A 26,385-nucleotide genomic window follows, 5' to 3' on the forward strand; every position below is an offset into this window, starting at 1 on the left:
ACCGGGCGAGGTCGCGTGTCGGTACCGGGCGAGGTCGCGTGTCGGTACCGGGCGAGGTCGCGTGTCGGTACCGGGCGAGGTCGCGTGTCGGTACCGGGCGGCGCCCGGCCGCGGCCACGAGGTTCGTGCCCGGCCGCGACCACGAGGCTCTACAGGGTCTTGGCGTAGCAGCGGCTCAGTTCGTCGAAGCGGTAGTGGCCGAACTTGGCGCACGGCTCGTAGCCGCTCGACGTGTACAGGGCGATGGCCTCCGGCTGCTTCACTCCGGTCTCCAGGACCATACGGACGCGGCCCGCGGCCCGTGCGTCCTCCTCCAGGACGGCGAGGATCCGCCGCGCCAGGCCGAGTCCCCGGGCCTCGGGCGTCACGTACATCCGCTTGAGTTCGGCGTCGCCGTCCGCGTATCCCTCGTCGTTGCGGTCCTGCGTGCGCCAGCCGCCCGTGGCCAGCGGTGTCCCCCCGGTGCCGTACGCGATCACGTACAGGCCGCGCGGCGGGGCGAACATCGCCGCGTCGAGCGGGGTGGCGTCGCCCTCGGGGTCGCCGTAGCGCTCCGCGTACTCCCGCAGGACGCGGTCGCTGAGCGCGACGGCGTCGGCGTGGTCGAAGGGGACCGTGCGCAGCGCGACGGCCTCGGGAGCGACGGAAGAGTGTATAGACATGCGGCCGATCGTATCTCTATGCCTACGGGTGTGTCTTGCGCTTTCCAGTGTGCCGGTACCGTGGCCGGGTGCTGACTGTGACCAGTGTGAACGTGAACGGGCTGCGTGCCGCCGCGAAGAAGGGTTTCGTGGAGTGGCTCGCCGGGACCTCGGCCGACGTCGTGTGCCTCCAGGAGGTGCGGGCCGAGCCGCACCAGCTGCCCGACACCGTGCGGGAGCCCGAGGGCTGGCACGTCGCGCACGCGCCCGCCGCCGCCAAGGGGCGCGCCGGTGTCTCGCTCTACACGAGGCGTGAGCCGGAGCGGGTGCGGGTCGGGTTCGGGTCGAGCGAGTTCGACGGCAGCGGCCGCTACGTGGAGGCGGACCTGCCCGGCGTCACGGTGGCCAGCCTCTACCTGCCCTCCGGCGAGGTCGGCACCGAGCGGCAGGACGAGAAGATCCGGTTCATGGGGGAGTTCCTGCCCTACCTCAAGGAACTGCGCGAGCGGGCCGCCGCCGACGGCCGCGAGGTCGTCGTCTGTGGCGACTGGAACATCGCTCACCGCGAGGCCGACCTCAAGAACTGGAAGGGCAACAAGAAGAACTCCGGCTTCCTGCCGGAGGAGCGTGAGTGGCTGAGCCGGGTTCTCGACCCGGCGGACGGCGGGTACGTGGATGTGGTGCGGGCCCTGCACCCGGACACCGAGGGGCCGTACTCGTGGTGGTCTTACCGCGGTCGGGCGTTCGACAACGACTCGGGCTGGAGGATCGACTTGATCGTTTCCACGCCGGGGCTGGCGGCCAGGGGGCGCAAGGCGTTGGTCGAGCGGGCCGCCACGCATCAGGAGCGCTGGTCGGACCACGCTCCGGTGACCGCGGTCTTCGACAGGTAGGCGAGCGGGCGCGTCGGGCGGCGCGTCAGGGCTGCGGAGGCGGACTGAGGCGCCGGTCGAGCGCCATCGACAGTTCCGCCTCGACCACCGACTTGGCCAGGGGGCGGAGGCGTTCCGCGTCCTGCCGGGTGCTGTGGGCCAGCACCAGGTCCGCGAAGAGGCGGGCCAGTGCCTCCGCGTGGTCGCGGACCTTGGCGCCCGCCGCGAGGACCTCGGCGAGCGGGATGCCCTCGCGGACCAGTGCCGCCGAGACGTCCAGCAGGCGGCGGCTGACGTGGACGATCTCCTCGCCGTCCGTGCCCAGGTAGCCGAGGTCGAGGGCGGCCTGGAGGTTCTCCGGGGTGACCTCGCCCGCGAAGTGGTCGGCGAGTTCGGCGGCGGAGAGGCGGACCGGGGTCTCCTCGGTCGGCACGCCGACGCCCAGGAGTTCGCCCACGTCGCGGCCCCGGTCGAAGGCCTCGGAGAGCTCCGCGATGCCGTTGAGGGTGTGGCCGCGTTCGAGGAGTGCCGCGATCGTGCGCAGGCGGGCCAGGTGGGTCTCGTCGTACCAGGCGATCCGGCCCTCGCGGCGCGGTGGCCGCAGCAGGCCGCGTTCGCGGTAGAAGCGGACGGTGCGGACCGTGATCCCGGCCGCCTCCGCCAGTTCCGCCATGCGGTACTCACGCTTCCCGTCGGTGTTCGCGTCCTGCGTGCCCTGCGTGCCCTGCGTGCCCTGCGTGCCCTGCGTGCCCTGCGTGCCCTGCGTGCCCTGCGTGCCCTGCGTGGCCTGTGCGTCCTGCGTGTCTTGTGCGTCCTGCGTGTGTCGCGCGGCCTGTGTGTGTCGCGCGTCTTCTCCGGGGCTGCCCACGCCCGAAACCTTATGTCGTACCGCCGGTAACTTTCCCTGCCCACCCCCTACCCATGAGTACGGCGAAGCTCTACTCTCCGGATTGCGCCAGTGTTCACTGGCAGGATCGTGCGGCAAGGGAGGCGCGGGTATGGGCGCGAGCGACGAGCGCGAGCGTGAACACGTGCGAGTGGCGGTGATCGGGTCCGGGTTCGGCGGGCTCGGGGCGGCGGTCAGGCTGCGCCGCGAGGGCGTCACCGACTTCGTGGTCCTGGAGCGGGCCGGCGCGGTCGGCGGCACCTGGCGCGACAACAGCTACCCGGGGTGCGCCTGCGACGTGCCCTCCCACCTGTACTCCTTCTCCTTCGCGCCCAACCCGGACTGGCCGCGCACCTTCTCCGGGCAGGAGCGCATCCGGGAGTACCTGGAGCACGTCGCCGACGTGTTCCGGATCAGGCCGCACATCCGGTTCGACTGCGAAGTGCGGCAGGCCCGGTGGGACACGGACAGACTGTGGTGGGAGATCGAGACCTCCCGCGGCACCCTCACCGCCGACGTCGTCGTCTCTGCCACCGGGCCGCTGTCCGATCCGAAGCTCCCGGACGTCCGCGGGATCGAGTCGTTCCCCGGCAAGGTCTTCCACTCCGCCCGCTGGGACCATGACTACGACCTGCGCGGCAAGCGCGTCGCCGTCGTCGGCACCGGCGCCTCCGCCATCCAGATCGTGCCCGAGATCCAGAAGCGGGTGGGCAGGCTCACCCTTTTCCAGCGCACGCCCCCGTGGGTCATGCCGCGCGCCGACCGCAACATCACCAAGGCCGAGCGCTGGCTCCACCACCAGCTGCCGTTCACCACGCAGGCGCGGCGCGGACTCCTGTGGGGCATCAGGGAGTTGCAGGTCCAGGCGTTCACCAAGCGGCCCGACGAGCTGGGCATGGTGGAGCGGATCGCCAAGCGGAACATGTACCGCGCGATCAAGGATCCGGCGTTGCGCGCCAAGCTCACCCCGGACTACCGGATCGGCTGCAAGCGCATCCTGCTCTCCAACACGTACTATCCCGCCCTCGCCCGCCCCAACGTCGACGTCGTCGCGTCGGGCCTGAGCGAGATCCGCGGCAACACGCTCGTCGCCGCCGACGGCACCGAGGCCGAGGTCGACGCCGTCGTCTTCGGCACCGGCTTCCACGTCACCGACATGCCGATCGCCGACCGCGTCGTCGGCGCCGACGGCAGCACGCTCGCGCAGAGCTGGAAGGACGGGATGAAGGCGCTGCGCGGCGCGACCGCCGCCGGCTTCCCGAACTTCATGACGGTGATCGGACCCAACACCGGCCTCGGCAACTCCTCCATGATCCTCATGATCGAGTCGCAGCTGAACTATCTGGCCGACTACATGCGGCAGTTGGACGTGCTCGGCGGGCGGGTCGCGCTCGACCCCCGCGAGACCGCCGTGACCGGCTGGAACAACCGGGTACAGGACCGGATGAAGCGCACCGTGTGGAACACCGGCGGCTGCAACAGCTGGTACCTCGACGCGAACGGCGTCAACACCACCGTCTGGCCCGGCACGACGACCGAGTTCCGGCGCGCCACGCGCCATGTCGACCTCGGGGAGTACGAGGTGGTGCGTGCGCCCAATACGTCCACCGCGCCCCACGCGCCCCACGCGCCCCACGCGCCCCACGCGCCCCACGCGCCCCACGCGCCCGCGGCGCCCACCGCGTCCACCAGGCCCGCCGCCAAGAAGCGGGCCCGTACGAAGAAGTCCGACGAGTCCGAGGTGAGTGCCGCATGAGCCGCCCGACGCACATGACCACCGGGCCCTACGCCCCGCCCGCCGCCACCCGCGAGCTCTCCGTCGTCTCGGCGGACGGCGCGCGGCTCCACGCCGAGGTGCACGGCCCCGACGGCCGCCCCGCGATCGTCCTGGCCCACGGCTGGACCTGCTCGACCGCCTTCTGGGCGCGGCAGACGCGCGCGCTCGCCCCCGACCACCGGGTGATCGTGTACGACCAGCGAGGGCACGGTCGTTCGCCCGCCGCGCAGGCCGCCGGCCGCCCCTACAGCACCGAGATGCTCGCCGACGACCTGGAAGCGGTGCTGCGCGCGACGCTCGCGCCGGGGGAGCGGGCCGTGCTCGCCGGGCACTCGATGGGCGGCATGACGATGATGGCCGCCGCCGGGCGGGAGACCTTCGCCGAGCACGCCGCCGCCGTTCTGCTGTGCAGCACCGGCAGTTCGCGGCTCGTCGCCGAGTCGACCGTCGTGCCGCTGCTCGGCTCGGGCGCGCTGCGGACCCGGCTGACCGCCGCGATCCTCGGGTCGCGGGCGCCGCTCGGCCCCGTCACGCCGCTCGCCAAGCGCGTCCTCAAGTACGCGACCATGGGCAGGAGTTCGACTCCCGACCAGGTGGAGGCGTGCGCGCGGATCGTGCACGCCTGCCCGCGGGGCGTGCGGCACGGCTGGTCGCGCGTCCTTGAGGAACTGGAACTCGACTCCGGCGTGCGGCAGTTGACCGTACCCACGGCCGTCGTCGCCGGGACCGCCGACCGGCTCACGCCCCTCGTGCACGCCCGGCGGATCGCCGCCGGGCTCCCGCAGTGCGTCGGGCTGACCGAGCTGGCCGGGCGCGGCCACATGACGCCGATCGAGGCGCCGGACGCCGTCACCGACACGATCCGGGAACTGGTACGAAGCTACGTAACGGCAGACACGGAGAAGGGAGCGGACGCCGCATGAGCAAGGTCAGTCTCGAAGGGCAGGTCGCGGTCGTCACGGGCGCGGCGCGCGGCGTCGGCGAACTGCTGGCCCGCAAGCTCTCGGCGCGCGGCGCCAAGGTCGCGCTCGTCGGCCTGGAGCCGGACGAGCTGAAGCAGGTCGCCGGGCGGCTGCACGCGGACGCCGACTGGTGGCACGCCGACGTCACCGACCACGAGGCGATGGCGCGGGTGGCGCGGGAGGTGAAGGAGCGGTTCGGCAAGGTCGACATCGTCGTGGCGAACGCGGGAGTCGCCACCGGCGGCCCGTTCGTCGACTCCGACCCCGTCGCGTGGCGGCGCGTCATCGAGGTCAACCTCATCGGCTCCGCGGTCACGGCCCGCGCGTTCCTGCCCGTACTCATGGAGTCGCGCGGTTACCTGCTCCAGATCGCCTCGCTCGCGGCGATCACGCCCGCGCCCATGATGACCGCGTACTGCGCGTCGAAGTCGGGCGTGGAGGCGTACGCGCACAGCCTGCGCGCCGAGGTCGGCTACAAGGGCGTACGCGTCGGGGTCGGGTACCTGTCCTGGACCGACACGGACATGGTGCGCGGCGCCGACCAGGACGACGTGATGCGCGAGCTGCGCCAGCGGCTGCCGTGGCCGTCGAACAAGACGTATCCGCTGGGCCCGGCCGTGGACCGGATCGTGGCGGGCATCGAGCGGCGGTCGTCGCACGTCTACGCGCAGTGGTGGCTGCGCGGCATGCAGGGCGTGCGCGGCTATCTGCCCGGGATCATCGGGGCGGTGGGGCAGCGCGAGATGCGGCGGTTCGAGCCGCGCCTCGACTCGATCCGCACCGGCCTCGTGGGTGCCGGGGGAGCGGCGGACGAGGCGGAACGCGACTGAGACGCACGCACGCCGCGAGGGCGCACCCGGAAGAGGTCGGGTGCGCCCTTGGGCGTGAGGTGAGGAACGCGCTTCAGGCCTCGTAGTCCTGGTCGATGCGGTCCTGCTCCTCCTGGAGGGACCGCTGCGTGTCGTCCATGTCACGGGACGTGCGCTCCTGGCCCTGCCGGCCACGCTGCTGCGCCTGCTCCCGAGCCTGCCGGCCGTGCTCCCGGGCCTCCTGGCCGTACTGCTCCGCCTGCTCCCTGCCCTGCTGACCGCGCTGCTGCGCCTCGTCCTTGGCGCTGCCCATCTGGTCCTTGGCCTTGTTGCGGAGCTGCTCGGCCTTGTCCTGGAACTGGTCCTTCATGCCCATGAAAGTTCACTCCTGAGGTGGGTGTTGATCGGGGCTCGACCAGACTTGCACGGCGGTACACAGGTCGCATTTCGGACCGTAGCCCTCCGCTGTCGGCGCAGGTCAGGGCCGCGTGTTCAGCGCCGTGGCGGCAGCTTCGGGCGGCGCCGGTCGGGTACGTCGGAGTAGTCGGGCGGTGTCTTGGCGCCCTGTTCGTCGAGGAGCCCGAGCGCGAGCTCGACGGCGTCGTCCAGCTGCGCGTGCCGCCCCTCGGCCCAGTCGAGCGGCGTGCGCAGGGCCGGGATGTCGGGGTCGACGCCCCGGTTCTCGATGGACCAGCCGTACTCGGGGAACCAGGCGGCGTTCATCGGCACGGTGATCACGGTGCCGTCGACGAGCCGGTGCCGCCCCGTCATCCCGACGACGCCGCCCCAGGTGCGCTGCCCGACCACCGGGCCGAGCGCGAGCAGTTTGAACGCGGCGGTGATCATGTCGCCGTCGGACGAGGTCGCCTCGTCGGCAAGCGCGACGACGGGGCCGCGCGGGGCGTTCGAGGTGTACGACACGGCCTGCGCGTCGCGTGTCAGGTCCCAGCCGAGGATCTTCCGGGTGAGTTTCTCGATGACGAGCTCGCTGATGTTGCCGCCCGCGTTGCCGCGTACGTCGACGATGAGCGCGGGCCGCGAGACCTCCATGCGCAGGTCGCGGTTGAACTGCGCCCAGCCGGAGCCGCCCATGTCGGGGATGTGCAGGTAGCCGCATTTTCCGTTGCTCAACTCCCGTACGACGGCTCGGCGTTTGGCCACCCAGTCCTGGTAGCGCAGCGGCCGTTCGTCGATGAGCGGCATGACGGCGACGCGGCGGGGCGGGCCTTCGCCCTCCGGGGGCGAGAAGGTCAGCTCGACCGTGGTGCCGCCGGAGCCCGCGAGCAGCGGGTACGGGCCCGCGACCGGGTCGACCGGGCGGCCGTCGACGTGGGTGAGGACGGCCCCTTCGCGGATGCCGGTACCGGCCAGCGGGGAGCGGGCCTTGGAGTCGGACGAGTCGCCGGGCAGGATGCGCCGCACCACCCATCGCCCGTCCCGGCACACGAGGTTGGCGCCGAGCAGGCCCTGGGCGCGCTGGTAGTGCGGCGGGCCTTCGTTGCGGCGGGCGGCGGCGACGTAGGCGTGCGAGGTGCCCAGCTCGCCGAGCACCTCGCGCAGCAGGTCGGCGAACTCGTCGGGGGACGCGACCCGTTGGACCAGCGGGCGGTACTGGTCGAGCACCCCGTCCCAGTCGATCCCGCACATGTCCGGGTCCCAGAAGTAGGCGCGGATGAGCCGGCCCGCCTCCTCGTACGCCTGCCGCCACTCGGCGGCCGGGTCGACCTCGTGCAGGATGCGGCGCAGGTCGAGCCAGACGGTGGAGTCGCTGTCGCCCGCCTCGGTGGCGGGCACGGCGCGCAGCTCGTCCTCGTCGGCGACGACGAGCCGGGTGCCGTCGCCGCTGACCGCGAACCAGTCCATGTGGTCGACGAGTTGGGTCTTGCGGCCCTTGGCCAGGTCGAAGTGTTCGAGGGTCGGCTGGGCCGAGGTGTCCGCCGGGTTGGCGAACGTCTCGCCGAGCGCGCCGGAGATCGGCCAGCGCAGCCACACCAGGCCGCCGCCGGCGACCGGGTGAAGGGCCGAGTACTTCGACGCGGCGACGGGGAACGGCACCACCCGGTCCGGCAGCCCCTCCGTCTCCACGGTCGGCGAGCAGTCCCCGGTGCCCTCGGCGGCGTCGAGCCCGCCCGCGGCCGTGCGCCCGTCGGGCGAGAGGGCGAAGGGCGACGGGGTGGTGGAGGAGAGCGGTACGAGGTAGGGGCGGCAGCCAAGGGGGAAGGAGAGGTCGCCGGTGTGCACGTCGTAGACGGGGTCGAAGCCGCGCCAGGACAGGAAGGCGAGGTACCGGCCGTCGCGCGTGAAGACGGGGTTCTCGTCCTCGAACCTGCCGTTGGTGACGTCGACGACGCGCCGGTCGCCGGGCCCGGAGATCCGCACCATCTTGATCTTGCGCAGTGAGCGCCCGATACCGGGATGCGACCAGGTCAGCCAGGCCCCGTCCGGGGAGAACGCGAGATCACGCACGGGCCCGTTCACCGACCGCACCACCTCGACGAGCCGACCACCGGCCGCGGCGTCCCCGCCGGGGGTGGCGTCCAGCGCACCGGCGGCGGAGGTCCGCCCTTCGGCGGGGACGGCCTGTGGGCCGGTGGCGGGGGCCCGGCCGGTGGTGTGGGCGGCTCGCTGACCGGTGGTCGGGGTGTTCGTGTCGGTGGTGCCCGTCGTGGCGGCGGCCCCGGTCGTTGTGTCGGCGGTGTCGGCCGTCGTGTCGGCGGCCGGGGCCGTTGTGGTGGTGTCGGTCGTTGTGTCGGCGGTGTCGGCTGTTGTTGCGGTGGTGGTGTCGGTTGTCGTGTCGGAGGCCCCGGCCGTCGCGTCGGAGGCCCCGGCCATCGTGTCGGCCGTGCCGGTCTTCTCGTCCGAGGCGCGTCCGGTGTCCTCCCCGGCGGCCACCGGCTCCTCGTCCTCCGCGACGGTGAGCAGGAGGAGACGGCCGTCGTGCGTGGCGATGGCAAGGCGTTCGCCGTCCGGGTCCGAGACGAGTTCTCGTACGCGGCCGAGCCGACCGGAGGCGAGGCGGCGCGGGGGGCGGGCACCGCTGGCCCGGGGCAGGTAGGCGATCTCGACCGCGTCCTCGCCGTCGGCGTCGGTGACGTAGGCGACCTGGCCGCCGCTGCCGAGCATCTCCGGCAGCCGGACCCGCACCCCCGGGGTGCTGGTCAGCGTGCGGGCGGGGCCGTCGCGGTGCGTCAGCCAGTAGAGGCTGCCGCGCACGGTGACGGCGCTGGCCCGGCCGGTCTCGTCGACCGAGAGGGAGTCGATGTGGTGGGCGGCGGGCACCTGGTAGCGGCGCCGCCCGGTGCGCGGGCCGCCGAGCCGGACCGGCAGGCGGCGCGGCTGGGACCCGGCCTCCAGCGCGTCGAGGATCCACAGCTCACCCGCGCACTGGTAGACGACACGCGTGCCGTCGGAGGCGGCGTGCCGGGCGTAGAACGCGTCGTGGTCGGTGTGCCGGGTGAGGTCGGAGCCGTCGGGCAGGCACGAGTAGACGTTGCCGACGCCTTCGTGGTCGGAGAGGAAGGCGATGCGCCCGGCCACGTACATCGGGTCGTCGAGATGCCCGTCGAGGTCGGCGAGAACCCGCTGCCCGTGCACCCACAGCCGCCCCTGCGCGCCCCCGCGGTACCGCTTCCAGGCGGCCGGTTCGTGCGGCGGCGTGCCGGTGAGCAGCAGGGTGCGGCGTTCGCCGTCGATGTCGGCGACCTGGATGTCGGTGACCGGGCCCCAGGGGAGCTTGCCGCCGGGAGAGCCGTCGGTCGGGACGCTGTACGCGAAGGTGAAGTAGGAGAAGGGCTCGCCGTGCGAGGCGACGGCGAGGATGTCGGACCGGCCGTCCCGGTCGGGCGGCGTCCAGCCGCGCACCTGCGTGTCGGTGCTGCCCCAGTACGTGAGTCTGCGCGCGGCCCCGCCGTCGACCGGCGCGAGATGGATCTCCGGATCGAGGCTGCGCCATGACGTGTACGCGATGTGGCTGCCGTCCGGCGAGAACCGCGGGTGTCCGAGCTTGGTGCGGTCGGCGGTGACCCGCCAGGCGCGCGCCGAACCGTCGAGCGGGGCGACCCAGAGGTCGTCCTCCGCGACGAAACAGAGCTGGTCGCCGTTGAGATGTGGGAACCGCAGGTAGGCCCGGTTCGCGCCCGCTGCTTCTGTCTCTGCTGCTGCCTCAGTCACCTCCTCATGCTTTTCCGCGTGACAGGCCGCGGCAACTTTTTGACCTCCTCCACCGCCCCGAGGGGCGGGGCGAGGAATCTCCGCCCGCGGCACCGCCCGTCCGCACGTACGAAACGGTTTCGTTTCGGTAATCGGCGCGGTATGTTCATGTTGTACGTGGGCGATGGTGACGACGTACGCGTGCCGGTGTGTGCGTACGCGTACGCGAGAAGAGGTGACGGTCATGACCGCCGAGGCGACGGCACGCCGCAGCCGGATCACGCCCGAGCGGGAGGCCGAGCTGTACGGGGCCGTGCTCGATCTGCTCCGCGAGGTCGGCTACGACGCCCTGACCATGGACGCGGTGGCCGCCCGCACCCGGGCGAGCAAGGCGACGCTCTACCGTCAGTGGGGCGGAAAGGCCGAGCTCGTCGCGCGGGCGCTGCGCAGCCAGAAGCCGCGGTTCGACGAGATCGACACGGGGTCGCTCCGCGGTGACCTGCACGCGCTGGCCTGCCGCGAGGACGACGACGGCATGGAGCAGAACAGCGCGTTGATGCGCGGCCTGATGCTGGCCGTCCACACCAACCCCGATCTGCTGGCCGCGTTCCGCGAGTGGGTCATCGCGCCCGAGCTGTCCGGGCTGGACCGGATGCTGCGGCGGGCGGCGGAGCGCGGTGAGATCCAGGCGGACAATCCGGCGCTCGGCTATGTGGTGCACATGCTGATCGGCGCGTTCGCGACGCGCTCGATCATCGACGACGAGCCGCCCACCAGGGCGTATCTGTCCTCGTACATCGACGCGGTCGTGCTGCCGGCGCTCGGCGCGCCGGTGCGGTGAGCCGGAGCCGGCTCCGGAGCCGACTCCGACGGACGCCGGGTCGGCGGGTGGCGGGCGCGGGTGGTGGGCCGGCGGTGGCCGGTCAGCGGGTGGCGGGCGTGACCGCCGTGTGCGTGCGACGCAGGAAACGGATCAGCGTCTTCGCGTCGAACTGGACGACCGTGGCCCGGTCGTGGGCGTGGAACTCGATGACCGTCTGCACCCGCCCGCACGGCCAGACCCGGATGTCGCCGCTGGAGGCCGGGGCGCGCAGGCCGCGTTCGAGCAGGTCGCGCGGGAGCGTCCACTCGCCGGACTCCGGGGCGACGGCGTCCGCGTCCGGGACGCGGACGTGGACCCGGCCGTCGTAACGCAGCACCACCGGGACAGCACGGTTCGCGTCGGGGGAGTCGGTGACCACACGGGCCCGCGCGTACTGCTCGACGTACTGCTCGACGGCGTTCATGCCATTAATGTCCCATATGTCCGAGTCTTCGGGCCAGGGGTGCCGAAGATCCTTCGGCGTTGTCCGCGTTATCCGCCTCACAGTCGCTCCGGCGGCTCCGGCGGCTCCGGCGGCTCCGGCGGCTCCGCGGTCGCCTCGGCGGCCTGGCGACCGCCCGGCCGATGCTCTTGCAAGCTGTTCGCAACAACGCACTATCATCGCCCCATGCATGTCCCCGACGGATTCATCGACGCCCCCGTCTCGGCGGCCGCGGGCGCGGTCGCCGCGGGGGCCATCGTGGTCAGCCTGCGCGGCGCGCGCCGTGAACTGGGGGATGCCTCCCGTTCGGGCACGGCCGGGAGCGGGGGAGAGCGCACGGCGCCGCTGGCCGGGCTGGTCGCGGCGTTCATCTTCGCGGTGCAGATGCTGAACTTCCCCGTGGCGGCGGGTACCAGCGGGCACCTCCTGGGCGGCGCGCTGGCCGCGATCCTGGTCGGCCCGTACACCGGGGTCCTGTGCGTGTCCGTGGTGCTGCTCATGCAAGGGGTGCTGTTCGCCGACGGCGGTCTGACCGCGCTCGGCGTGAACATCACGGACATGGCGATCACGACGACAGTGGTCGCCTACCTCGTCTTCCGCGCCCTGGTGAAGCTGCTGCCGCGCACTCGCCGCTCGATCACGGTGGCGTCGTTCGCCGCCGCGCTCCTCTCGGTCCCGGCGGCCGCCGTCGTCTTCACGTGCTTCTACGCCATCGGAGGGACGACGGACGTCTCCCTCGCCAAGGTGGCCACCGCGATGATCGGTGTGCACGTGCTCATCGGCATCGGCGAGGCGGTCATCACCGCGCTCACCGTCGGCGCGGTCGTGGCCGTCCGCCCTGATCTGGTGCACGGGGCGCGGGGCCTGCACAAGCCGCTCAAGCTCAAGGTCGGCGGGGAGCTGATCGACGCGCCGGTCTCGCCGGTGGCCGTGGCCGCCCGCGGCCGCTCGCACCGCAAGGTCTGGGCGGCGGGTCTGCTCACGTCCCTCGTCCTGGCGGGCGGGGTCTCGTACTACGCGTCGACGAACCCCGACGGTCTGATGAAGGTCGCCCACGACAAGGGCATCGACAAGAAGGAGAAGCCGCACGCCGCGTCCGACTCCCCGTTGGCCGGGTACGGCGTCAAGGACGTGACGGGCAGCCGGGGCCTGGCCGGGGCCATCGGGGTGGGCGTGACGCTCGTCGCGGGCTCGGGCGTCTTCTGGGTGCTGCGCAGGCGTCGTACCAGCGACCCCGCGTCGACGGAGCCGGTCGCCGACGGGGCGGTGTCCTGACATGGGCGCGGGCCACGCACACCGTCTCTACCGGGCCGCGGACTCGCCCGTCCACGCCCTGCCCCCGCACACGAAACTCGCGGCGGTCTTCTGCTTCGTCGTCGTGGTCGTCTCCACCCCGCGGGAGGCGATGTGGGCGTTCGCGCTGTACGCGGCGCTGCTCGCGGCGGTGGCGTACGCGGCCCGGGTCCCGCTCCCGTACCTGCTCAAACGCCTGCTGATCGAGATCCCGTTCGTGGCGTTCGCGGTGCTGATGCCCTTCGTCGCGGAGGGCGAACGGGTGCACTTCCTGGGCCTGTCACTGAGCGAGAGTGGTCTGTGGGGCGCGTGGAACGTCCTCGCGAAGGGCACGCTCGGCGTGGCGGCGTCGGTCCTGCTGGCCTCGACGACGGAACTGCGCGAACTGCTCCTGGGGCTGCAGCGGTTGAAACTCCCCCCGCTGCTGGTCCAGATCGCGTCCTTCATGATCCGCTACGGCGACGTGATCACGGACGAGATGCGCCGCATGAAGATCGCGCGGGAGTCGCGCGGCTTCGAGGCGAAGGGCGTACGCCACTGGGGGGTGCTCGCGAAATCGGCGGGCGCGCTGTTCATCCGCTCGTACGAGAGGGGAGAGCGCGTGCACCTGGCCATGGTCAGCCGGGGGTACGCGGGCTCGATGCCGGTGATCGACGAGGTCACGGCGACACGGGCGCAATGGTCGTACGCGCTGACCCTGCCGGGAGCCGCGCTGTTCGTATGCCTCATGGGATGGATGCTGTGACTGCCGCTACCTCGCTCACCTCGCTGGACGTTTCGGGACTGGCCTTCGCCTACCCGGACGGCCACCAGGCCCTCTACGGGGTCGACCTGACGATCGCCAAGGGCGAACGAGTGGCCCTGCTCGGCCCCAACGGCGCGGGCAAGACGACGCTCGTCCTGCACCTGAACGGCATCCTCACGGCGGGCGCGGGCTCGGTGCGGGTGGCCGGCCTTCCGGTCGACCGGGCGAACATGGCGGAGATCCGCCGCCGCGTCGGCATCGTCTTCCAGGACCCGGACGACCAGCTGTTCATGCCGACGGTCCGGGAGGACGTGGCGTTCGGCCCGGCCGCGGCAGGCATGAGGGGCGCGGAACTGGAGGCCAGGGTCGTGCGGGCCCTCACCATGGTCGGCATGGAGGAGTACGCGGACCGTCCCCCGCACCATCTCTCCTTCGGCCAGCGCCGCCGGGTGGCGGTGGCCACGGTCCTGGCGATGGAGCCGGAGATCCTCGTCCTGGACGAGCCGTCCTCCAACCTGGACCCGGCGTCCCGCCGCGAACTCGCGGACATCCTGCGCTCGTTGGACGTCACCGTCCTGATGGTGACGCACGACCTGCCGTACGCCCTGGAGCTCTGCCCGCGCTCGTTGATCCTCAGCGGCGGTGTCATCGCGGCGGACGGGGCGACGGGCGACCTGCTGGTGGACGAGGAGCTGATGCGCGCGCACCGCCTTGAACTGCCGTTCGGCTTCGATCCGCGGGCGGTGGCGCCGAGCGTGGGTTAGGACGCGCGCGGAGGGGGCCGGGCGCGGGCCGGGCCGGGCGTGCCTCGGGGCGGGCGTGCCTCGGGGCGGGCGTGCCTCGGGGCGGGAGGCCGCCTTCGTCGCTCACCCCGGCAGCGCGGCGGCCCGCCGTCGTACCAGAAGGTTCTGTGTCCCCAGGCCGACCGCGACGTACGCGTACAGGGACGCGGTCCCCAGCAGCCCGGCTCCTGCCGCCCGGTCGATCCACAGCGCGAGACCGATGTGCACGCCGAGCGAAGCGAGCCACAGCCCGGTCGTCGCCGCCGTCCCCTTGCGCAGCACTTCGCTTCGCGGGCCACGCCAGACCCGTACGGTCCGTGCCCTGGCCACACCGAACGACGCCGCGACGGCCAGACTCGCCACCAGCAGGACGACGGGCAGCAGGGTCAGTGGCCGGTCCTTGACGGCCGCGGCGATGCCGAAGGCGATCCCGACGGCGCCGACGACGCCCAGGAGCGCGGGCGCGACGAGCGAGCCGTAGCGCCGCACAGGGCGTGTACGCACCTGCCGCCGTACCACCAGAGCGACGACCAGCACGGCTATGACCAGGCCGGTCGTGTTGTTCGTGTTCCGCATGTCATCCCCCGTTGTGGCGCAGCCGCCGTGCGGCCGCATGCGGGTGATCATAAATGTCCGGATCCCGGCGTACCGGATCGCCGACCTCCGATCCATGAGAGCGCAAAAGTTGAGGGGTTTTCAGGTTCAGGCTCTTCCCAGGGTGGCTACCAGCCAGTAAATACCGGGGGTAACAGCGAACCTGGAGGCTTCATGGCACACATGAGGAAGCGGCTGAGAACCTGTGCCGCCGCGGCCGTCCTCGCTCTCTCCCTCGGCACGCCGCTCGCCGTGACCACCGCGCACGCGGCCCCCGCAACCACCCAGTCGACGCCGCTCCCCCCGGACCTGGAACAGATCCGCGCCGCGGAGGCCACCAAGCTCTACGGCAGCCCGGAGGAACGGCCCATGGCCGACCGCAAGAGCGAGGTGATCTCGCTCGGGGACTCGGAGATCTCCGGGGAGGGCGTCGGCTCGTACTGGCCGGGCACCGACGGGCCCGACAACTGGTGCCACCGTTCGACCAAGGCCGCGATCTACCGCACGGGACTCGCGGACGTCGCGAACAATGTCGCCTGCTCCGGCGCGGCGACGTACCACATCCGGATCGGCGGGCAGAAGCAGTACGCCGACCAGCTCGTCCAGAGCGACAACCTCGCCATCAAGGCCCGTAACACCCGCGTCAAGATGATCGTGCTCGTCGTCGGCGCGAACGACGACATCCAGTTCGGGCCCGTGATGACCGACTGCGTGGAGCGGTGGGTGCTGTTGCAGGGGCCGTGCGCGCCGAAGTACGACTCCGGCTGGCAGGCCCGCGTGGACGGCATGGTGCCCAAGGTCGAGGCGACCGTCGGCGACCTGAAGACCGTGATGCGCGAAGCCGGTTACGCCGACGACGCCTACAAGCTCGTCGTCATGTCCTACCCGTCCCCGATCAGTCCGGACATGTACGACAACCCGAACTTCCCCGGGAAGCTGCCCGGCGGCTGCCTCGGCTACGACTCGGACGCCGCATGGGGCCGCAACGTCGCCGTCCCCGCCTTCGAGCGCGGCATCCGCAAGGCGGCCGAGGCGTCCGGCGCGTACTACCTGGACAACTCCCGCCTGTTCCACGGGCACGAGGTGTGCACGTCCAGCACCTGGGCGCGCGGCTTCTACTACGACGTCACCGGCCCGTTCCCGCCCGACGAGAACAACGTCCGTCAGTCGTTCCACCCCAACGCCGCCGGGCACGGCGCCTTCGCCTCCTGCTTCGCCCAGTTCTACAACTCCGGCCTGCGCGAGGCATCTTGCGCCGACCCGGCGTCCACCGGCAGCCCCAAGCTGTACGCGGGCGCCTGGGACGACCTGTTCAAGCCGCTGAAGAACGAGGCGACCGGCCAGTGCCTGGACGCCTCCGGCGACTCGTCGCGCAACGGCACGTCCGTGATCGGCTGGGACTGTCACGGCGGCCGCAACCAGGTGTGGTGGTACGACCCGGCGTACAAGTCGATCCACGTCGGGCTCTCCCACGACAGGTGCCTGGACTCCCGTGACACCACCGCGGGCACGTCCACGATCCTGTGGAACTGCCACGGCGGAACCAACCAGCAGTGGACCAGGCCAGGCGACGGCACGATCCGCCCGGCCACCGCGACCGGCCTGTGCCTGACGCAGTCCGCCGCGAACGGGGCGATGGCCCTCCGGTCCTGCGACGGCTCGACCGCGCAGCGATTCGCCTGACGGCCGCACGGCAGCCGCACGGCAGTCGGCGGCAGTCGGGCGGCGGCCGGGCGGTAGCCGGGCGGGAAAAGCGTTGGCGCGTGGGAAACCGCGCGCCTTGACGTGAGAGCACTTCGACGAGACGCTCCCCGGAAGTACGCCGCAGGGCGGGAGCGTTCCACCCCGGTCAGCGGGGTGCCGGAGGGGCGGCAGCGGTATCCGCCGACCCTTCCTTCCGGAGGTCTCTCCTCGTGAACGCCACGAACCCCGTCCACATCGGCATCGGGCTGCCCATCGGCGACCCCGCCGACCTGCTCACCTGGGCCCGGCGCGCCGACGCCGGGCCCTTCAGCACGCTCGGGCTGCTCGACCGGCTCGCCTACGACACCCCCGAGCCGCTCGTCGCGCTCGCGGCGCTCGCCGGGGCCACGTCCCGCATCCGCGTGCAGAGCGAGGTGCTGCTCGCCCCGCCTCGTCGCGCAGGTCAACGTCGCGCTCGGCCCGGCCGACGTGGTCGACGACGCCCGTGCCGCCCGGCGCGCCTACTACGCCTTCACCGGCGCGGCCGACCGGATGGTCGACGACATGCTCACCACGCCACGCGAGATCCGTCAGGCGGTCACCGCCTTCGCCGACCTCGGCGCCGACGAGGTGATGCTCTACTGCTACGGAACCGACCCGGACCAGGTGGACCGCCTCGCCGCCGTCCTGTGACCGCGGCCACGCGTGATCGTGCGCAGGAATCACCGCCCCCCTGCCCGCGTTACATCCTCCGTGGATGCAGCAGTGAACGGCTCGGTCGACCGCGGATTCGAAGGCGTGCGGGAGGCTTTTGTCCGTAATTTCAAGAGCCGAGGGGAGCGGGGCGCCGGGCTCGTCGTGTACCGGGACGGGCACCGGGTCGTCGAGCTGTACGGCGGCAGCCGGGACGTCGACGGCGGCGGGGGCGCCTGGCGGCCCGGCACCGCCCAGGTCATGCGGTCCGCCACCAAGGGGATCGCCGCGGCCGCCCTGCTCCTGCTCCACCAGCGCGGCGCGCTCGACCTCGACGCGCCCGTCGGCTCGTACTGGCCCGAGTTCAAGGCGCACGGCAAGGAGGACGCCCGCGTACGGGACGTTCTCGCCCACCGCGTCGGCGTACCGGCGCTCGACCGGCCGCTCAGCCCGGCCGAGGCCGCCGACCCGGACCTGGGCGCCGCGGCCGTCGCCGGGCAGGCCCCCGCCTGGACACCCGGCACCGACCACGGCTACCACGCGCAGACCTACAGCTGGCTCACCGCGGAGCTCGTGCGCCGGGTGACCGGGGGACGCGGCATCGGGGAGTACGTCGCCGACGAGATCGCCGGGCCGGCCGGCGCCGACGTGTGGATCGGGCTGCCGCGGGAGCGGGCGGGACACGTGGGGCGGATCGGGCCCACCGAACCACCGGCCGCGCCCGGCGGGCTGCGCGCCCGGCCCAAGAAGGCCATCGCCGACGCGTACGCCGACCCCGGCTCGCTCACCCGTCGCGCCTTCGGGGCCATCGACCCGGCGCCCGACGAGAACGACCCCGCCTACCGCGCCGCCCAGCTGCCCGCCTCCAACGGCATCGGCACCGCCGACGGCCTCGCCCGCTTCTACGCCTCGCTCATCGGTGAAGTGGACGGCAGGGCACGCCTGTTCACGCCCGCCACCGTTCAACTCGCCCGTACGGAGCGCTCGTCCGGACCCGACCGTGTCCTGATCGCCCCCAGCCGTTTCGGCCTCGGCTACATGCTGCACGGCGCCGCGTCCCCGCTGCTGGGCCCCGGCTCATTCGGCCATCCGGGCCGCGGCGGCACCCTCGGCTTCGCCGACCCGGAGTCGGGCATCGCCTTCGGCTACGTCACCAACGGCATGCGCAAGGGTGTCACCGCCGACCCGCGGGCTCAGGCCCTGGTGAAGGCCGTACGGGAGGCGCTGGAGCGCCGGAGCGGCGAGTAGCCGAGGAGCATGAGCGCGGCGGCGAGCGGGATCAGGTCCTTGTCCGCGAACGGCAGCAGCACGCTCGCGAAGAGCACGCACGGAGCCCACAGCGGCAGCGCGCGCCACCTGTACAGACGCGCCGCCAGGGCGACCTGGCCGAGCGAGAACAAGATGGGTCCGGCGATGTAGAACACGATCTGAGCGCCAGGCAACGAGCCGAAGTGGTCGGAGAGTTCGGACATCCGGGCGTGGTCGTTTGCGAGCAGGCCGCAGACCACGTCCACGCCGAACTGCACGGCGAACGCGAACGCGCCCGCCACCGACGTCACCAGAGCCGCCCCGGCCCACCGGTCACGCCGCCCTGCGAGGTCCCGCATCAGGCCGAACCCCCGTACGTAGAGGGGGAGTCCGGCGAGGAAGCACAGGTGGCCGGTCGTCCAGGCGAGGCCGGGTCCGTGGACGCCGTCGATGCCGTCGAGAAGGCGGATCACGCCGTACACGCCGAAGAGGAGCGGGCCGAGGAAGAGAGCCGTCTCGGGGGAGCCGAGCGCGCCGCGTCTGAAGGTCATGCACCGAGCGTGCGCGCCGCCGGGGCCGGTCTCGACCGGGGAAGACCCTGGCCGTACCCGTACCGCACCCGGAGAGGCGACTCGGGGATGCCCCGGAGCGGCGTCACCCCGTCAGCCGGCCCCCGTCAGAAGCATCTGCCGTACGATCGGCCCCGCCGAGGAGTTGCCGTGGCCGCCCGCCTGGACGACCGCCGCCGAGGCCAGGTCGCCGCGGTACGCCGTGAACCAGCCGTTCGGCTTCTCCTGGCCGTCGACCTCCGCCGAACCGGTCTTGGCGCCCATGTCGGAGCCGAGCCCGTACATGGGCTGCACCGCGGTGCCCGCGATGGCCGTGTAGTGCATCAGCTCCCGAAGCTTGGCCACGGTCGACGCGGACATCGTGCGCGAGGCCGTCGCGAGCGTGCGGTGGTCGACGTCGGGCGAGACCAGGTAGGGCTGGTGGAACGTGCCGTTCTTCACGGTCGCCGCCACCGACGCCATGTTGAGCGGGTTCATCCGCACCCCGCCCTGCCCGATCAGCGACGCCGCCATCTGCGCCTGCGACTGGACCGGCACGGACCCGTCGAAGCTGGGCACGCCGATGGCCCAGTTGTTCAGGCCGAGACCGAAGACCTGCTGCGCCTGCTTGGTGAGGGAGTCGTTGCGCAGCTTCGGGGCCTGGCTGATGAAGGCCGTGTTGCAGGAGGCGGCGAAGCTCGCCTTGAACGTGCCGTTCTTGATCTCGAACTTGTTGTCGTTGTGGAACTTCCAGTGCCCGTACGTGAAGTACTTGGGGCAGGGGTGCTTGCGGTCGACGTCCGCCAGGTTCTTCTCAAGCAGCATCGACGACGTGATGATCTTCATCGTGGAGCCGGGGGCGAGGGAGCCCTGGAAGGCGACGTTGAAGCCGGGGGTCGAGTTGGCCACGGCGAGGATCTCACCCGTCGACGGCCTGATCACGACCACCGCGGCCCGCTTCTGCTGGGCGACCTCCTTCTCCGCGGCGGCCTCCAGCCTCGGGCTCAGCGTGGTGTGGACGGTGCCCGGAGTGCCCTTGGAGAGGGTGAGCAGGGTCTTGTCCGGCAGCGCGTTCTTGTCCTTGGACTCCTTGCGGACGATCCGCAGCTCCACGCCGGCCGTGCCGCCCGCCGTCTTGCCGTACTTCTCGCGCAGGCCGTCCAGGACCGAGCCGATCGACGGGTACTTGGCCGTGGTCAGCTCGCCGCCCGCGCGGTCCAGGGCCTTGATCGGTGGGGTGCCCGCCTCGCCCGTGACGAGCCGGTCGCCGTCCCGCAGCCCCGGGTACACGACGGATGCCTTCCAGCCGACCAGGACCTTGCCGTCGCTCTTGCGGCGCACGGCCGTGAGCGAGGAGTCGTAGGCGAACGGCGCGGTGAGCTTTCCGCCGGCCTTCCCGCCGCCTGCGGCGTTGCTCTGTCCGTCGCTCTGCCCGTTCTTCTCCTCGTACGCGACCGTGGACGTGACGTGGAACGGGACCCTCGCGCCCTTGCCCGTCCCCGGCGTGAGCTTCACGTCCGTGAGGTGCGCGTCCTTCACCAGGCCCGTGAGCGCGGCCCGCGCGGTGCTCGGGTCGTCCGTGAGCGCGGCGGCCTTCGCGGTGTCGCCGCTCTGCCACGCCGTCAGGAAACGCTCGGCGGCGGCGCGCACCTCGGTGGCGGACGGTGGGCCCTGCTTCACCTTCGGCTTGTCGTCGGACGCCGACGACGAGCCTGCCGAGCCGGTCCCGGAGGCCGAACCGGAGTCGGAGCCGCCCATCAGGGCGTACGCGCCCACGCCGACACCGATCACCGCGGCGGCCGCGACGCCACCGATCACCAGCGCGTTCGTGTTGCGACGTGCCGCGGCACGGCGTCTGCCTCTGCTGCCCACGTGTGTCCTCCGGAGGTGTCTGAGGGGCTCAGGGTACGGGTGGTGCCGGGCCCGGGGAACGGTGAGTCACGTCCCCGGGCCTCCGTACCCGCGTAGACAGAACGACGCGGACGGGCTTGTGGGCACGAGCAGTCGCGTGAGACGTGCCGCTGCTGCCTGCTGCCTGCTGTCCGTTGCCTGTTGCCCGTCGGCCCCCGTCGGCCCCCGTCGGCCCGGCTAGCCCGCCGCGCGCAGCACCGACGCCACGATCGGCCCGGCCGCGGTGTTGCCGTGGCCGCCGGCCTGCACCATCGCCGCCGCGGTGACGTCGTTGTGGTAGCCGGTGAACCAGGAGTTGGAGGCCGCCTGGCCCCCGACCTCCGCCGAACCGGTCTTCGCCCCGAAGTCGTTGCCGGGCATCCCGGCCATGGCGCGGGTCGCGGTGCCGATGGCCGAGGTGGCGGTGGCGTGCATCATCTGCTTGAGCTGGGCGACGGTCGAGGCGGGAAGACCCCGCGCGGTGGCGCGCGGGCGGCCGCTCAGCTCGGGCGAGACGAGGACCGGCTGGCGGAACGTGCCGGTGATCGCGGTCGCCGTCACGGAGGCCATGTTCAGCGGGTTCATCGTCACCTTGCCCTGGCCGATGAAGGCCGCTCCGTCGTCCGAGTCGCCGGTGACGGGCACGGAACCGTCGGTCGAGACGATCCCGGTCTGCCAGTCCTTGCCGATGCCGAACCGGTTCTTCGCCTCGTCCGCCAGCGCGCTGCCCGCCGGCTTGAGGTTGTAGAACTGCTTGATGAAACCGGTGTTGCAGGAGCGCTGGAAGTCGTTGGACAGCGTGGCGTTCATGTTGGGCTGTTCGCCGGTGAGGTTGTGGAAGGTCTGGCTCCGTACGACTACGTACGGCGGACAGGGCGCCGGTCCGTTCGCCGTCGTCACGCCGTGGTCGATGAGGGCGGCCGCGGTGATGATCTTCATCGTGGAGCCCGGCGCCAGCTTCGCCTCGAACGCCGCGTTCCAGGTGCCGTACCCGTGGTTGGCGACCGCGAGCACCTCACCCGTGGACGCCTTGACGGCCACCACGGCCGACTTGGAGAACCGGGTCGCGGCCTTCTCGGCCGCCGCCTGCGCGGTCGCGCTGAGTGTGGTGCGCAGCTTGCCGGGCTTGCCCTCGGCGAGGGTGAGTAGCGTCTTCTCGGTCGTCGTACCGTCGTTCGCGGTGCGCTGGATGTAGGTCTCCACGCCCGGTGTGCCGCCCGCCTTGTCGCCGTATCTGCTGCGCAGCGTGTCCAGGATCGGGCCGAGCGAGGGGTACTTGTCCTTGGTCAGCACCACGCCGTTGCGGTCCACCGCCTCGATGGGCGGCGTCGCCGCCTCGCCGGTGACCAGGGTGTCGCCCTTGAGCATGTCGGGGTGGAGCACCGTCGGCGACCAGTCGACCAGGGCGCGCCCGGTGGACGTGCCACGGACGACCTTGAGCGACGCGTCGTACGACATCGTCTTGGTCATCCCCTTGAAGGACACCGTGGCCTTCACCTTGTACGGGACCTTGTTGCCCGCGGGCGTGCCCTCCGTCAGGACGGTCCGCGTGACGTGCGCGTCGTCGTGCCAACTGGTGAGGGCGTCACGGGCGCCCCCGGGGTAGTTGGTGTAGACGGCCGCCGTGTCCGGGTCGTTCTTCGCCCAGGCCGTCAGGAACTTGTGCGCGGCCTTCTCGACCTCGTCGCTGCTCGGCGGTCCGGTGCGGTGCACGGCCGGTGCCCCCGCACCGGACGAGCCACCGTTCCCCGACAAGCCGTTGATGATGTTGAAAGCGCCGTATCCCGCGCCCCCCACCATGACGGTGAACACACTGCCGACAATGGCAGTCTTTACCCCCTTGCGCATGACGCGCCCCTCCCCAGGTTGTGGTCGAGGCGACTGTAACCGTGGTGTGTGCGCGCTGCGGGGGTCGTTTTCAAGAATGTGTCCGACAGTGTCCGAACAGAGATCAAAAACCGGACAGAACGGCTCTCAGATCCACGAGTCCAACCACATCCTTGATTGCCACGCCGAGTACGGGATCGCGGTGCCCGTGTAGATCGGCCAGAAATAGATGAAGTTCCACGCGATGAGCAGCACCAGGACACCCGCGCCCGCCGCGCCGACCACCCGCCGTCGCTCTCCCGATCCCGGTTTCCCGATGATCGCGCCGAGCATCATCGCCAGGGCGAGACACAGGAACGGCGCGAAGACGACCGCGTAGAAGTAGAAGATGGTCCGCTCCTGGTAGTGGAACCAGGGCAGGTATCCGGCCGCGATGCCGCACAGGATCGCGCCCGCCCGCCAGTCGCGACGGAAGAACCAGCGCCACAGCGCGAACACGATCGCGAAGCACGCCGCCCACCACAGCAGGGGCGTGCCGAGCGCGAGGACCTCGCGGGCGCACTTGCCCGCCGTGTCGGCCGGACAGCCCTGGCTGCCCGCGGGGGGCGACTCGTAGAAGTACGAGACCGGGCGGCCGTCGACGATCCAGCTCCACGGGTTGGACTGGTAGGTGTGCGGCGAGTGGAGGTTCGTGTTGAACAGCCACACCTCGTGCTCGTAGTGCCACAGGCTGCGCCACCAGTCCGGCAGCAGCCAGCTCCAGCCGCTGCCCTTGCCCGCGGTCACCGCCCAGTTGCGGAAGTAGCCGCCGGTGCCGTCGTCGGGCGAGAGGATCCAGCCGAGCCAGGACACCAGGTACGTGACGATCGCGACCGGCACCGTGGAGAGGAACGCGGGCAGTAGGTCGCGCTTGAGCACGCTCAGATACGGCTGCCGCGCCCCGGCCACCCGCCGCGAGCCGACGTCCCACAGGACCGTCAGGACGGCGAACGCGGCCACGTAGATGATGCCGTTCCACTTCGTCGCGGCGGCCAGACCGGCGCAGAGCCCGGCGAGCAGCCGCCACGGGCGCCACCCGAGACGCAGCCGGTCGGCGATGTCGGCGTCGGGGCGGGCCAGGCCGTGCTCGTCGACCGGGAGCGCCGCGGCGAGCTTCTCGCGCGCCCGGTCGCGGTCCACGACCAGGCAGCCGAACGCGGCGACGACGAAGAAGACCAGGACCGAGTCGAGCAGCGAGGTGCGGCTCATCACGAACGCCAGACCGTCCACGGCGAGCAGCGCGCCCGCGAGGCAGCCCAGAAGCGTCGAGCGGAAGATCCGCCGCCCGATCCGGCACACCATGAGCACGCACAGCGTCCCCAGAAGGGCCGTCATGAACCGCCAGCCGAACGGGTTGAAGCCGAACAGCGTCTCGCCGATCCCGATGACGTACTTGCCGACCGGCGGATGCACGACGTAGGAGGCGTCGTGCGGAATGGGGATGTGGCCGTTCTTCGCGAGAATGAGGTCGTTGGCGTTCTTCGGCCAATTCACCTCGTAACCGCGGTGGATGAGTCCCCAGGCGTCCTTCGCGTAATACGTCTCGTCGAATATCACGGCTTTCGGGCTGCCGAGATTCCAGAACCGCATGAGCCCGGCCATCAGGGTCACGAGCAGCGGGCCCGCCCAGCCCACGAGCCGTGCGCCGCCCTCACCGGTGAACCGGCCGAGGCCCGCCGCCGCCCACAGACGGGACACCGGGGCGGGGAACGGCGGCGCGAGGCGGGAGCGGACGTCGCCGCCGCCGTCGTCCCGCGGCTGGTAGCCGAACCGGCGCAGGCCGCGCAGCCACGACGACGGGTGGCGCCCGCCCGCGGGATTCCGCCCTGGGCGGGCGCTGGTCGGGGTCGGCTGGGACGACGACGCGGTACTGGTCACCGCGCCATCGTAGGGAACACGGCTGTGCGAGTCCCGTGGACCGGCCCTGCGAGGATGGATCCGTGACAGGAAGCCTCGAATCTCCCAGCTCGCTCCCCTCTCCCCAGCCGTCGGAACCCGGCGGCGCGTCGTCCGGAGCGCAGGGCGCGTCCTCCGGGGCCGGGGGCGCGTCGTCCGGAGCGGGCGGCACGCTCGTGCTCGCCGGGACGCCCATCGGCGCTGTCTCGGACGCGCCGCCCCGGCTCGCCCAGGAGCTGGCCGCCTGCGACGTCGTCGCCGCCGAGGACACCCGGCGCATGAAGCGGCTCGCGCAGGCGCTCGGGGTGCACGTCGGCGGGCGTGTCGTCTCCTACTTCGAGGGCAACGAGTCGGCCCGTACGCCCGAGCTGGTCGAGGCCCTGGAGGGCGGCGCGCGTGTGCTGCTCGTGACGGACGCGGGCATGCCGTCCGTCTCCGACCCCGGCTACCGGCTCGTCGCGGCCGCCGTCGAGCACGGCATCCGGGTCACCGCCGTGCCGGGCCCCTCCGCGGTGCTCACCGCTCTCGCCCTGTCCGGACTCCCGGTCGACCGGTTCTGCTTCGAGGGATTCCTGCCGCGCAAGGCGGGCGAGCGCCTCGGCCGCCTGAAGGAGGTCGCCGAGGAGCGGCGCACCCTCGTCTACTTCGAGGCGCCGCACCGCCTCGACGACACGCTCGCCGCGATGGCACAGGTGTTCGGCGCCGAGCGGCGGGCCGCGGTGTGCCGGGAGCTGACCAAGACGTACGAGGAGGTCAGGCGCGGGCCGCTGGAGGAACTCGCCGCGTGGGCGGCGGACGGTGTGCGCGGTGAGATCACGGTGGTCGTGGAAGGCGCGCCGGACAAGGCACCCGACGACATCACCCCGGAGGAGCTGGTGCGCAGGGTGCGGGTGCGCGAGGAGGCGGGGGAGCGGCGCAAGGAGGCCATCGCGGCCGTCGCCGCCGAGGCGGGGCTGCCCAAGCGGCAGGTCTTCGATGCCGTCGTGGCGGCAAAGAACGCGGCTCGGCCCACGCCATAGACGGGCAAAGTACTAACCTGGAATGCAAAGCGAAGACCGTGCCGGAGGCCCATTACGGCAGGTAAATGCCAAATCGGCTCCAATAGTCGACAGGGCTTTTGCGCTCGGCCCAGCGGAGGCGTCCACTGGTTGAAGGGACGCACCCGTCCCCACGCTGCCGAAAGGCGGCGCTTGTCCAGCGGACAAGAGGATGGAGCTGGCATGAGCGAGTTCGCAGCCCCCAACACGACAACCGGTGCCGACGCCGACGCCCACTCCGACGCCCACTTCGAACCGGATCGCAGCGCCGCGACATCCATCGCGCACGAGTCGTATTCGTTCGCCTGCATGCGGTGCGGGCACGGGTGGGAGCAGTCGTACGAGATCGAGCACCACGTCGACGGGGACGGTGTGGAGTTCGTGATCTATGTGGCGAACGGGCATCGCGTGCCCTCGCCGCTCTCCCGCCCCACCTGCGCCAACTGTGGCTCCCATGTCGTACGGATCATGCGCCCCGGCCGCGTCTCCACCACGCTGCGCGCGCTGGAGAACCACCACCACGCGAAGCGGCACAACGCGTCGACGTCGGCGCCCGCATCGCGGGAGGTGCCAGGACAGGACTCGGGCGAGGACCACCCCGAGCGCCACCACTGGCACCTGTCCGACCTGCTGCACCTCTTCGGCCACCACGAGTCCGGGCAGCCCGCCCGGTCCGGCCGGCCGGGCCGGGCCGGAAAGACCGACTGAGC

Annotated in this window: 22 protein-coding genes and 1 pseudogene; 13 read left to right on the forward strand and 10 right to left on the reverse strand. The window is 71.9% G+C overall.

The window, feature by feature from the left end:
- Positions 1-149: 149 nt before the first annotated feature.
- Positions 150-662, reverse strand: a complete 513-nt coding sequence (locus OFY01_RS12705; RefSeq protein WP_266599328.1) for a GNAT family N-acetyltransferase — start codon at positions 660-662, stop codon at positions 150-152.
- Between the two features lie 68 nt (positions 663-730).
- Here OFY01_RS12705 and OFY01_RS12710 point away from each other — a divergent pair, with 68 nt between their 5' ends.
- Entirely contained in the window at positions 731-1,534 is an 804-nt protein-coding gene (locus OFY01_RS12710) for an exodeoxyribonuclease III (protein WP_266599330.1), read from the forward strand.
- A gap of 25 nt (positions 1,535-1,559) precedes the next feature.
- Here the strand turns inward: OFY01_RS12710 and OFY01_RS12715 are convergent, their stop codons facing one another.
- The gene (locus OFY01_RS12715) at positions 1,560-2,186 is read right to left on the reverse strand and encodes a MerR family transcriptional regulator (RefSeq protein ID WP_266599428.1); all 627 of its coding nucleotides are present in this window, start codon (positions 2,184-2,186) and stop codon (positions 1,560-1,562) included.
- 325 nt (positions 2,187-2,511) lie between these two features.
- Between OFY01_RS12715 and OFY01_RS12720 the strand changes: the two genes are divergently transcribed.
- From OFY01_RS12720 to OFY01_RS12730, 3 genes are read left to right on the forward strand one after another with little or no spacing between them, the layout of a single operon-like run.
- Complete coding sequence (locus tag OFY01_RS12720; RefSeq protein WP_266599332.1) at positions 2,512-4,155, forward strand: flavin-containing monooxygenase; 1,644 nt, start codon at positions 2,512-2,514, stop codon at positions 4,153-4,155.
- Entirely contained in the window at positions 4,152-5,099 is a 948-nt protein-coding gene (locus OFY01_RS12725; protein WP_266599334.1) for an alpha/beta fold hydrolase, read from the forward strand. Before OFY01_RS12720 ends, OFY01_RS12725 begins: the two co-directional genes overlap by 4 nt.
- Positions 5,096-5,968: an SDR family oxidoreductase gene (locus OFY01_RS12730; protein WP_266599336.1), complete on the forward strand. Its 873-nt coding sequence runs from the start codon at positions 5,096-5,098 to the stop codon at positions 5,966-5,968. The genes OFY01_RS12725 and OFY01_RS12730 overlap by 4 nt, the downstream gene beginning before the upstream one ends.
- Positions 5,969-6,041: 73 nt before the next feature.
- Here the strand turns inward: OFY01_RS12730 and OFY01_RS12735 are convergent, their stop codons facing one another.
- On the reverse strand, positions 6,042-6,323 hold the full coding sequence (locus OFY01_RS12735) for a hypothetical protein (protein WP_266599338.1): 282 nt from the start codon (positions 6,321-6,323) through the stop codon (positions 6,042-6,044).
- A gap of 116 nt (positions 6,324-6,439) precedes the next feature.
- Positions 6,440-10,117 (reverse strand): S41 family peptidase, encoded by a 3,678-nt coding sequence (locus tag OFY01_RS12740; protein WP_266599340.1) that lies wholly within the window; start codon positions 10,115-10,117, stop codon positions 6,440-6,442.
- 223 nt (positions 10,118-10,340) lie between these two features.
- Here OFY01_RS12740 and OFY01_RS12745 point away from each other — a divergent pair, with 223 nt between their 5' ends.
- Positions 10,341-10,937, forward strand: a complete 597-nt coding sequence (locus tag OFY01_RS12745) for a TetR/AcrR family transcriptional regulator (RefSeq protein ID WP_266599342.1) — start codon at positions 10,341-10,343, stop codon at positions 10,935-10,937.
- 82 nt (positions 10,938-11,019) lie between these two features.
- Here OFY01_RS12745 and OFY01_RS12750 read toward each other — a convergent pair whose 3' ends face one another.
- Complete coding sequence (locus OFY01_RS12750; protein ID WP_266599344.1) at positions 11,020-11,382, reverse strand: SsgA family sporulation/cell division regulator; 363 nt, start codon at positions 11,380-11,382, stop codon at positions 11,020-11,022.
- Positions 11,383-11,586: 204 nt separating this feature from the next.
- Between OFY01_RS12750 and OFY01_RS12755 the strand changes: the two genes are divergently transcribed.
- The 3 genes from OFY01_RS12755 to OFY01_RS12765 are packed head-to-tail and all read left to right on the forward strand — an operon-like array spanning position 11,587 to position 14,202.
- Positions 11,587-12,675 (forward strand): energy-coupling factor ABC transporter permease, encoded by a 1,089-nt coding sequence (locus OFY01_RS12755; RefSeq protein WP_266599346.1) that lies wholly within the window; start codon positions 11,587-11,589, stop codon positions 12,673-12,675.
- A gap of 1 nt (position 12,676) precedes the next feature.
- Complete coding sequence (cbiQ, locus tag OFY01_RS12760; protein WP_266599348.1) at positions 12,677-13,438, forward strand: cobalt ECF transporter T component CbiQ; 762 nt, start codon at positions 12,677-12,679, stop codon at positions 13,436-13,438.
- A complete protein-coding gene (locus OFY01_RS12765; protein ID WP_266599350.1) occupies positions 13,426-14,202 on the forward strand; it encodes an energy-coupling factor ABC transporter ATP-binding protein in 777 nt (258 codons plus the stop codon). The genes cbiQ and OFY01_RS12765 overlap by 13 nt, the downstream gene beginning before the upstream one ends.
- A 102-nt stretch (positions 14,203-14,304) precedes the next feature.
- Here OFY01_RS12765 and OFY01_RS12770 read toward each other — a convergent pair whose 3' ends face one another.
- Positions 14,305-14,796 (reverse strand): hypothetical protein, encoded by a 492-nt coding sequence (locus tag OFY01_RS12770; RefSeq protein ID WP_266599352.1) that lies wholly within the window; start codon positions 14,794-14,796, stop codon positions 14,305-14,307.
- A gap of 192 nt (positions 14,797-14,988) precedes the next feature.
- Between OFY01_RS12770 and OFY01_RS12775 the strand changes: the two genes are divergently transcribed.
- The 3 genes and pseudogenes from OFY01_RS12775 to OFY01_RS12785 all read left to right on the forward strand — a co-directional run bounded on the left by OFY01_RS12775 (position 14,989) and on the right by OFY01_RS12785 (position 18,438).
- The gene (locus tag OFY01_RS12775) at positions 14,989-16,497 is read left to right on the forward strand and encodes a ricin-type beta-trefoil lectin domain protein (RefSeq protein WP_266599354.1); all 1,509 of its coding nucleotides are present in this window, start codon (positions 14,989-14,991) and stop codon (positions 16,495-16,497) included.
- Positions 16,498-16,727: 230 nt separating this feature from the next.
- Positions 16,728-17,190 (forward strand): annotated as a pseudogene (locus OFY01_RS12780) (hypothetical protein).
- Between the two features lie 60 nt (positions 17,191-17,250).
- Positions 17,251-18,438 (forward strand): serine hydrolase domain-containing protein, encoded by a 1,188-nt coding sequence (locus tag OFY01_RS12785; RefSeq protein WP_266599356.1) that lies wholly within the window; start codon positions 17,251-17,253, stop codon positions 18,436-18,438.
- Here OFY01_RS12785 and OFY01_RS12790 read toward each other — a convergent pair.
- The 4 genes from OFY01_RS12790 to OFY01_RS12805 form a co-directional block, all read right to left on the reverse strand.
- Positions 18,384-18,989 carry a hypothetical protein gene (locus tag OFY01_RS12790; RefSeq protein WP_266599358.1) on the reverse strand — a complete coding sequence of 202 codons (606 nt, stop codon included), beginning with the start codon at positions 18,987-18,989 and terminating at the stop codon, positions 18,384-18,386. The two genes, OFY01_RS12785 and OFY01_RS12790, sit on opposite strands and share 55 nt — an antisense overlap.
- 111 nt (positions 18,990-19,100) lie before the next feature.
- Positions 19,101-20,858 (reverse strand): penicillin-binding transpeptidase domain-containing protein, encoded by a 1,758-nt coding sequence (locus OFY01_RS12795; protein WP_266599360.1) that lies wholly within the window; start codon positions 20,856-20,858, stop codon positions 19,101-19,103.
- Positions 20,859-21,074: 216 nt separating this feature from the next.
- On the reverse strand, positions 21,075-22,724 hold the full coding sequence (locus OFY01_RS12800) for a penicillin-binding transpeptidase domain-containing protein (protein ID WP_266599362.1): 1,650 nt from the start codon (positions 22,722-22,724) through the stop codon (positions 21,075-21,077).
- Between the two features lie 126 nt (positions 22,725-22,850).
- A complete protein-coding gene (locus tag OFY01_RS12805) occupies positions 22,851-24,620 on the reverse strand; it encodes a dolichyl-phosphate-mannose--protein mannosyltransferase (RefSeq protein ID WP_407700332.1) in 1,770 nt (589 codons plus the stop codon).
- A gap of 194 nt (positions 24,621-24,814) precedes the next feature.
- Here OFY01_RS12805 and rsmI point away from each other — a divergent pair, with 194 nt between their 5' ends.
- Positions 24,815-25,657, forward strand: a complete 843-nt coding sequence (gene rsmI, locus OFY01_RS12810) for a 16S rRNA (cytidine(1402)-2'-O)-methyltransferase (RefSeq protein WP_266599432.1) — start codon at positions 24,815-24,817, stop codon at positions 25,655-25,657.
- Positions 25,658-25,858: 201 nt separating this feature from the next.
- Positions 25,859-26,383: a hypothetical protein gene (locus tag OFY01_RS12815; protein ID WP_266599364.1), complete on the forward strand. Its 525-nt coding sequence runs from the start codon at positions 25,859-25,861 to the stop codon at positions 26,381-26,383.
- The last annotated feature ends 2 nt before the right edge of the window (positions 26,384-26,385 follow it).

It is taken from the genome of Streptomyces beihaiensis (genome assembly GCF_026274175.1).
GTDB lineage: Bacteria > Actinomycetota > Actinomycetes > Streptomycetales > Streptomycetaceae > Streptomyces > Streptomyces beihaiensis.

What these genes read in the sequence shown, in the direction of transcription:
- OFY01_RS12705 (WP_266599328.1), bottom strand. Translation starts at nt 662, where the DNA reads ATGTCTATACACTCTTCCGTCGCTCCCGAGGCCGTCGCGCTGCGCACG.
- OFY01_RS12715 (WP_266599428.1), bottom strand. Translation starts at nt 2,186, where the DNA reads ATGGCGGAACTGGCGGAGGCGGCCGGGATCACGGTCCGCACCGTCCGC.
- OFY01_RS12720 (WP_266599332.1), top strand. Translation starts at nt 2,512, where the DNA reads ATGGGCGCGAGCGACGAGCGCGAGCGTGAACACGTGCGAGTGGCGGTG.
- OFY01_RS12725 (WP_266599334.1), top strand. Translation starts at nt 4,152, where the DNA reads ATGAGCCGCCCGACGCACATGACCACCGGGCCCTACGCCCCGCCCGCC.
- OFY01_RS12730 (WP_266599336.1), top strand. Translation starts at nt 5,096, where the DNA reads ATGAGCAAGGTCAGTCTCGAAGGGCAGGTCGCGGTCGTCACGGGCGCG.
- OFY01_RS12735 (WP_266599338.1), bottom strand. Translation starts at nt 6,323, where the DNA reads ATGGGCATGAAGGACCAGTTCCAGGACAAGGCCGAGCAGCTCCGCAAC.
- OFY01_RS12745 (WP_266599342.1), top strand. Translation starts at nt 10,341, where the DNA reads ATGACCGCCGAGGCGACGGCACGCCGCAGCCGGATCACGCCCGAGCGG.
- OFY01_RS12750 (WP_266599344.1), bottom strand. Translation starts at nt 11,382, where the DNA reads ATGAACGCCGTCGAGCAGTACGTCGAGCAGTACGCGCGGGCCCGTGTG.
- OFY01_RS12755 (WP_266599346.1), top strand. Translation starts at nt 11,587, where the DNA reads ATGCATGTCCCCGACGGATTCATCGACGCCCCCGTCTCGGCGGCCGCG.
- cbiQ (WP_266599348.1), top strand. Translation starts at nt 12,677, where the DNA reads ATGGGCGCGGGCCACGCACACCGTCTCTACCGGGCCGCGGACTCGCCC.
- OFY01_RS12765 (WP_266599350.1), top strand. Translation starts at nt 13,426, where the DNA reads ATGGATGCTGTGACTGCCGCTACCTCGCTCACCTCGCTGGACGTTTCG.
- OFY01_RS12770 (WP_266599352.1), bottom strand. Translation starts at nt 14,796, where the DNA reads ATGCGGAACACGAACAACACGACCGGCCTGGTCATAGCCGTGCTGGTC.
- OFY01_RS12775 (WP_266599354.1), top strand. Translation starts at nt 14,989, where the DNA reads ATGGCACACATGAGGAAGCGGCTGAGAACCTGTGCCGCCGCGGCCGTC.
- OFY01_RS12790 (WP_266599358.1), bottom strand. Translation starts at nt 18,989, where the DNA reads ATGACCTTCAGACGCGGCGCGCTCGGCTCCCCCGAGACGGCTCTCTTC.
- OFY01_RS12800 (WP_266599362.1), bottom strand. Translation starts at nt 22,724, where the DNA reads ATGCGCAAGGGGGTAAAGACTGCCATTGTCGGCAGTGTGTTCACCGTC.
- OFY01_RS12815 (WP_266599364.1), top strand. Translation starts at nt 25,859, where the DNA reads ATGAGCGAGTTCGCAGCCCCCAACACGACAACCGGTGCCGACGCCGAC.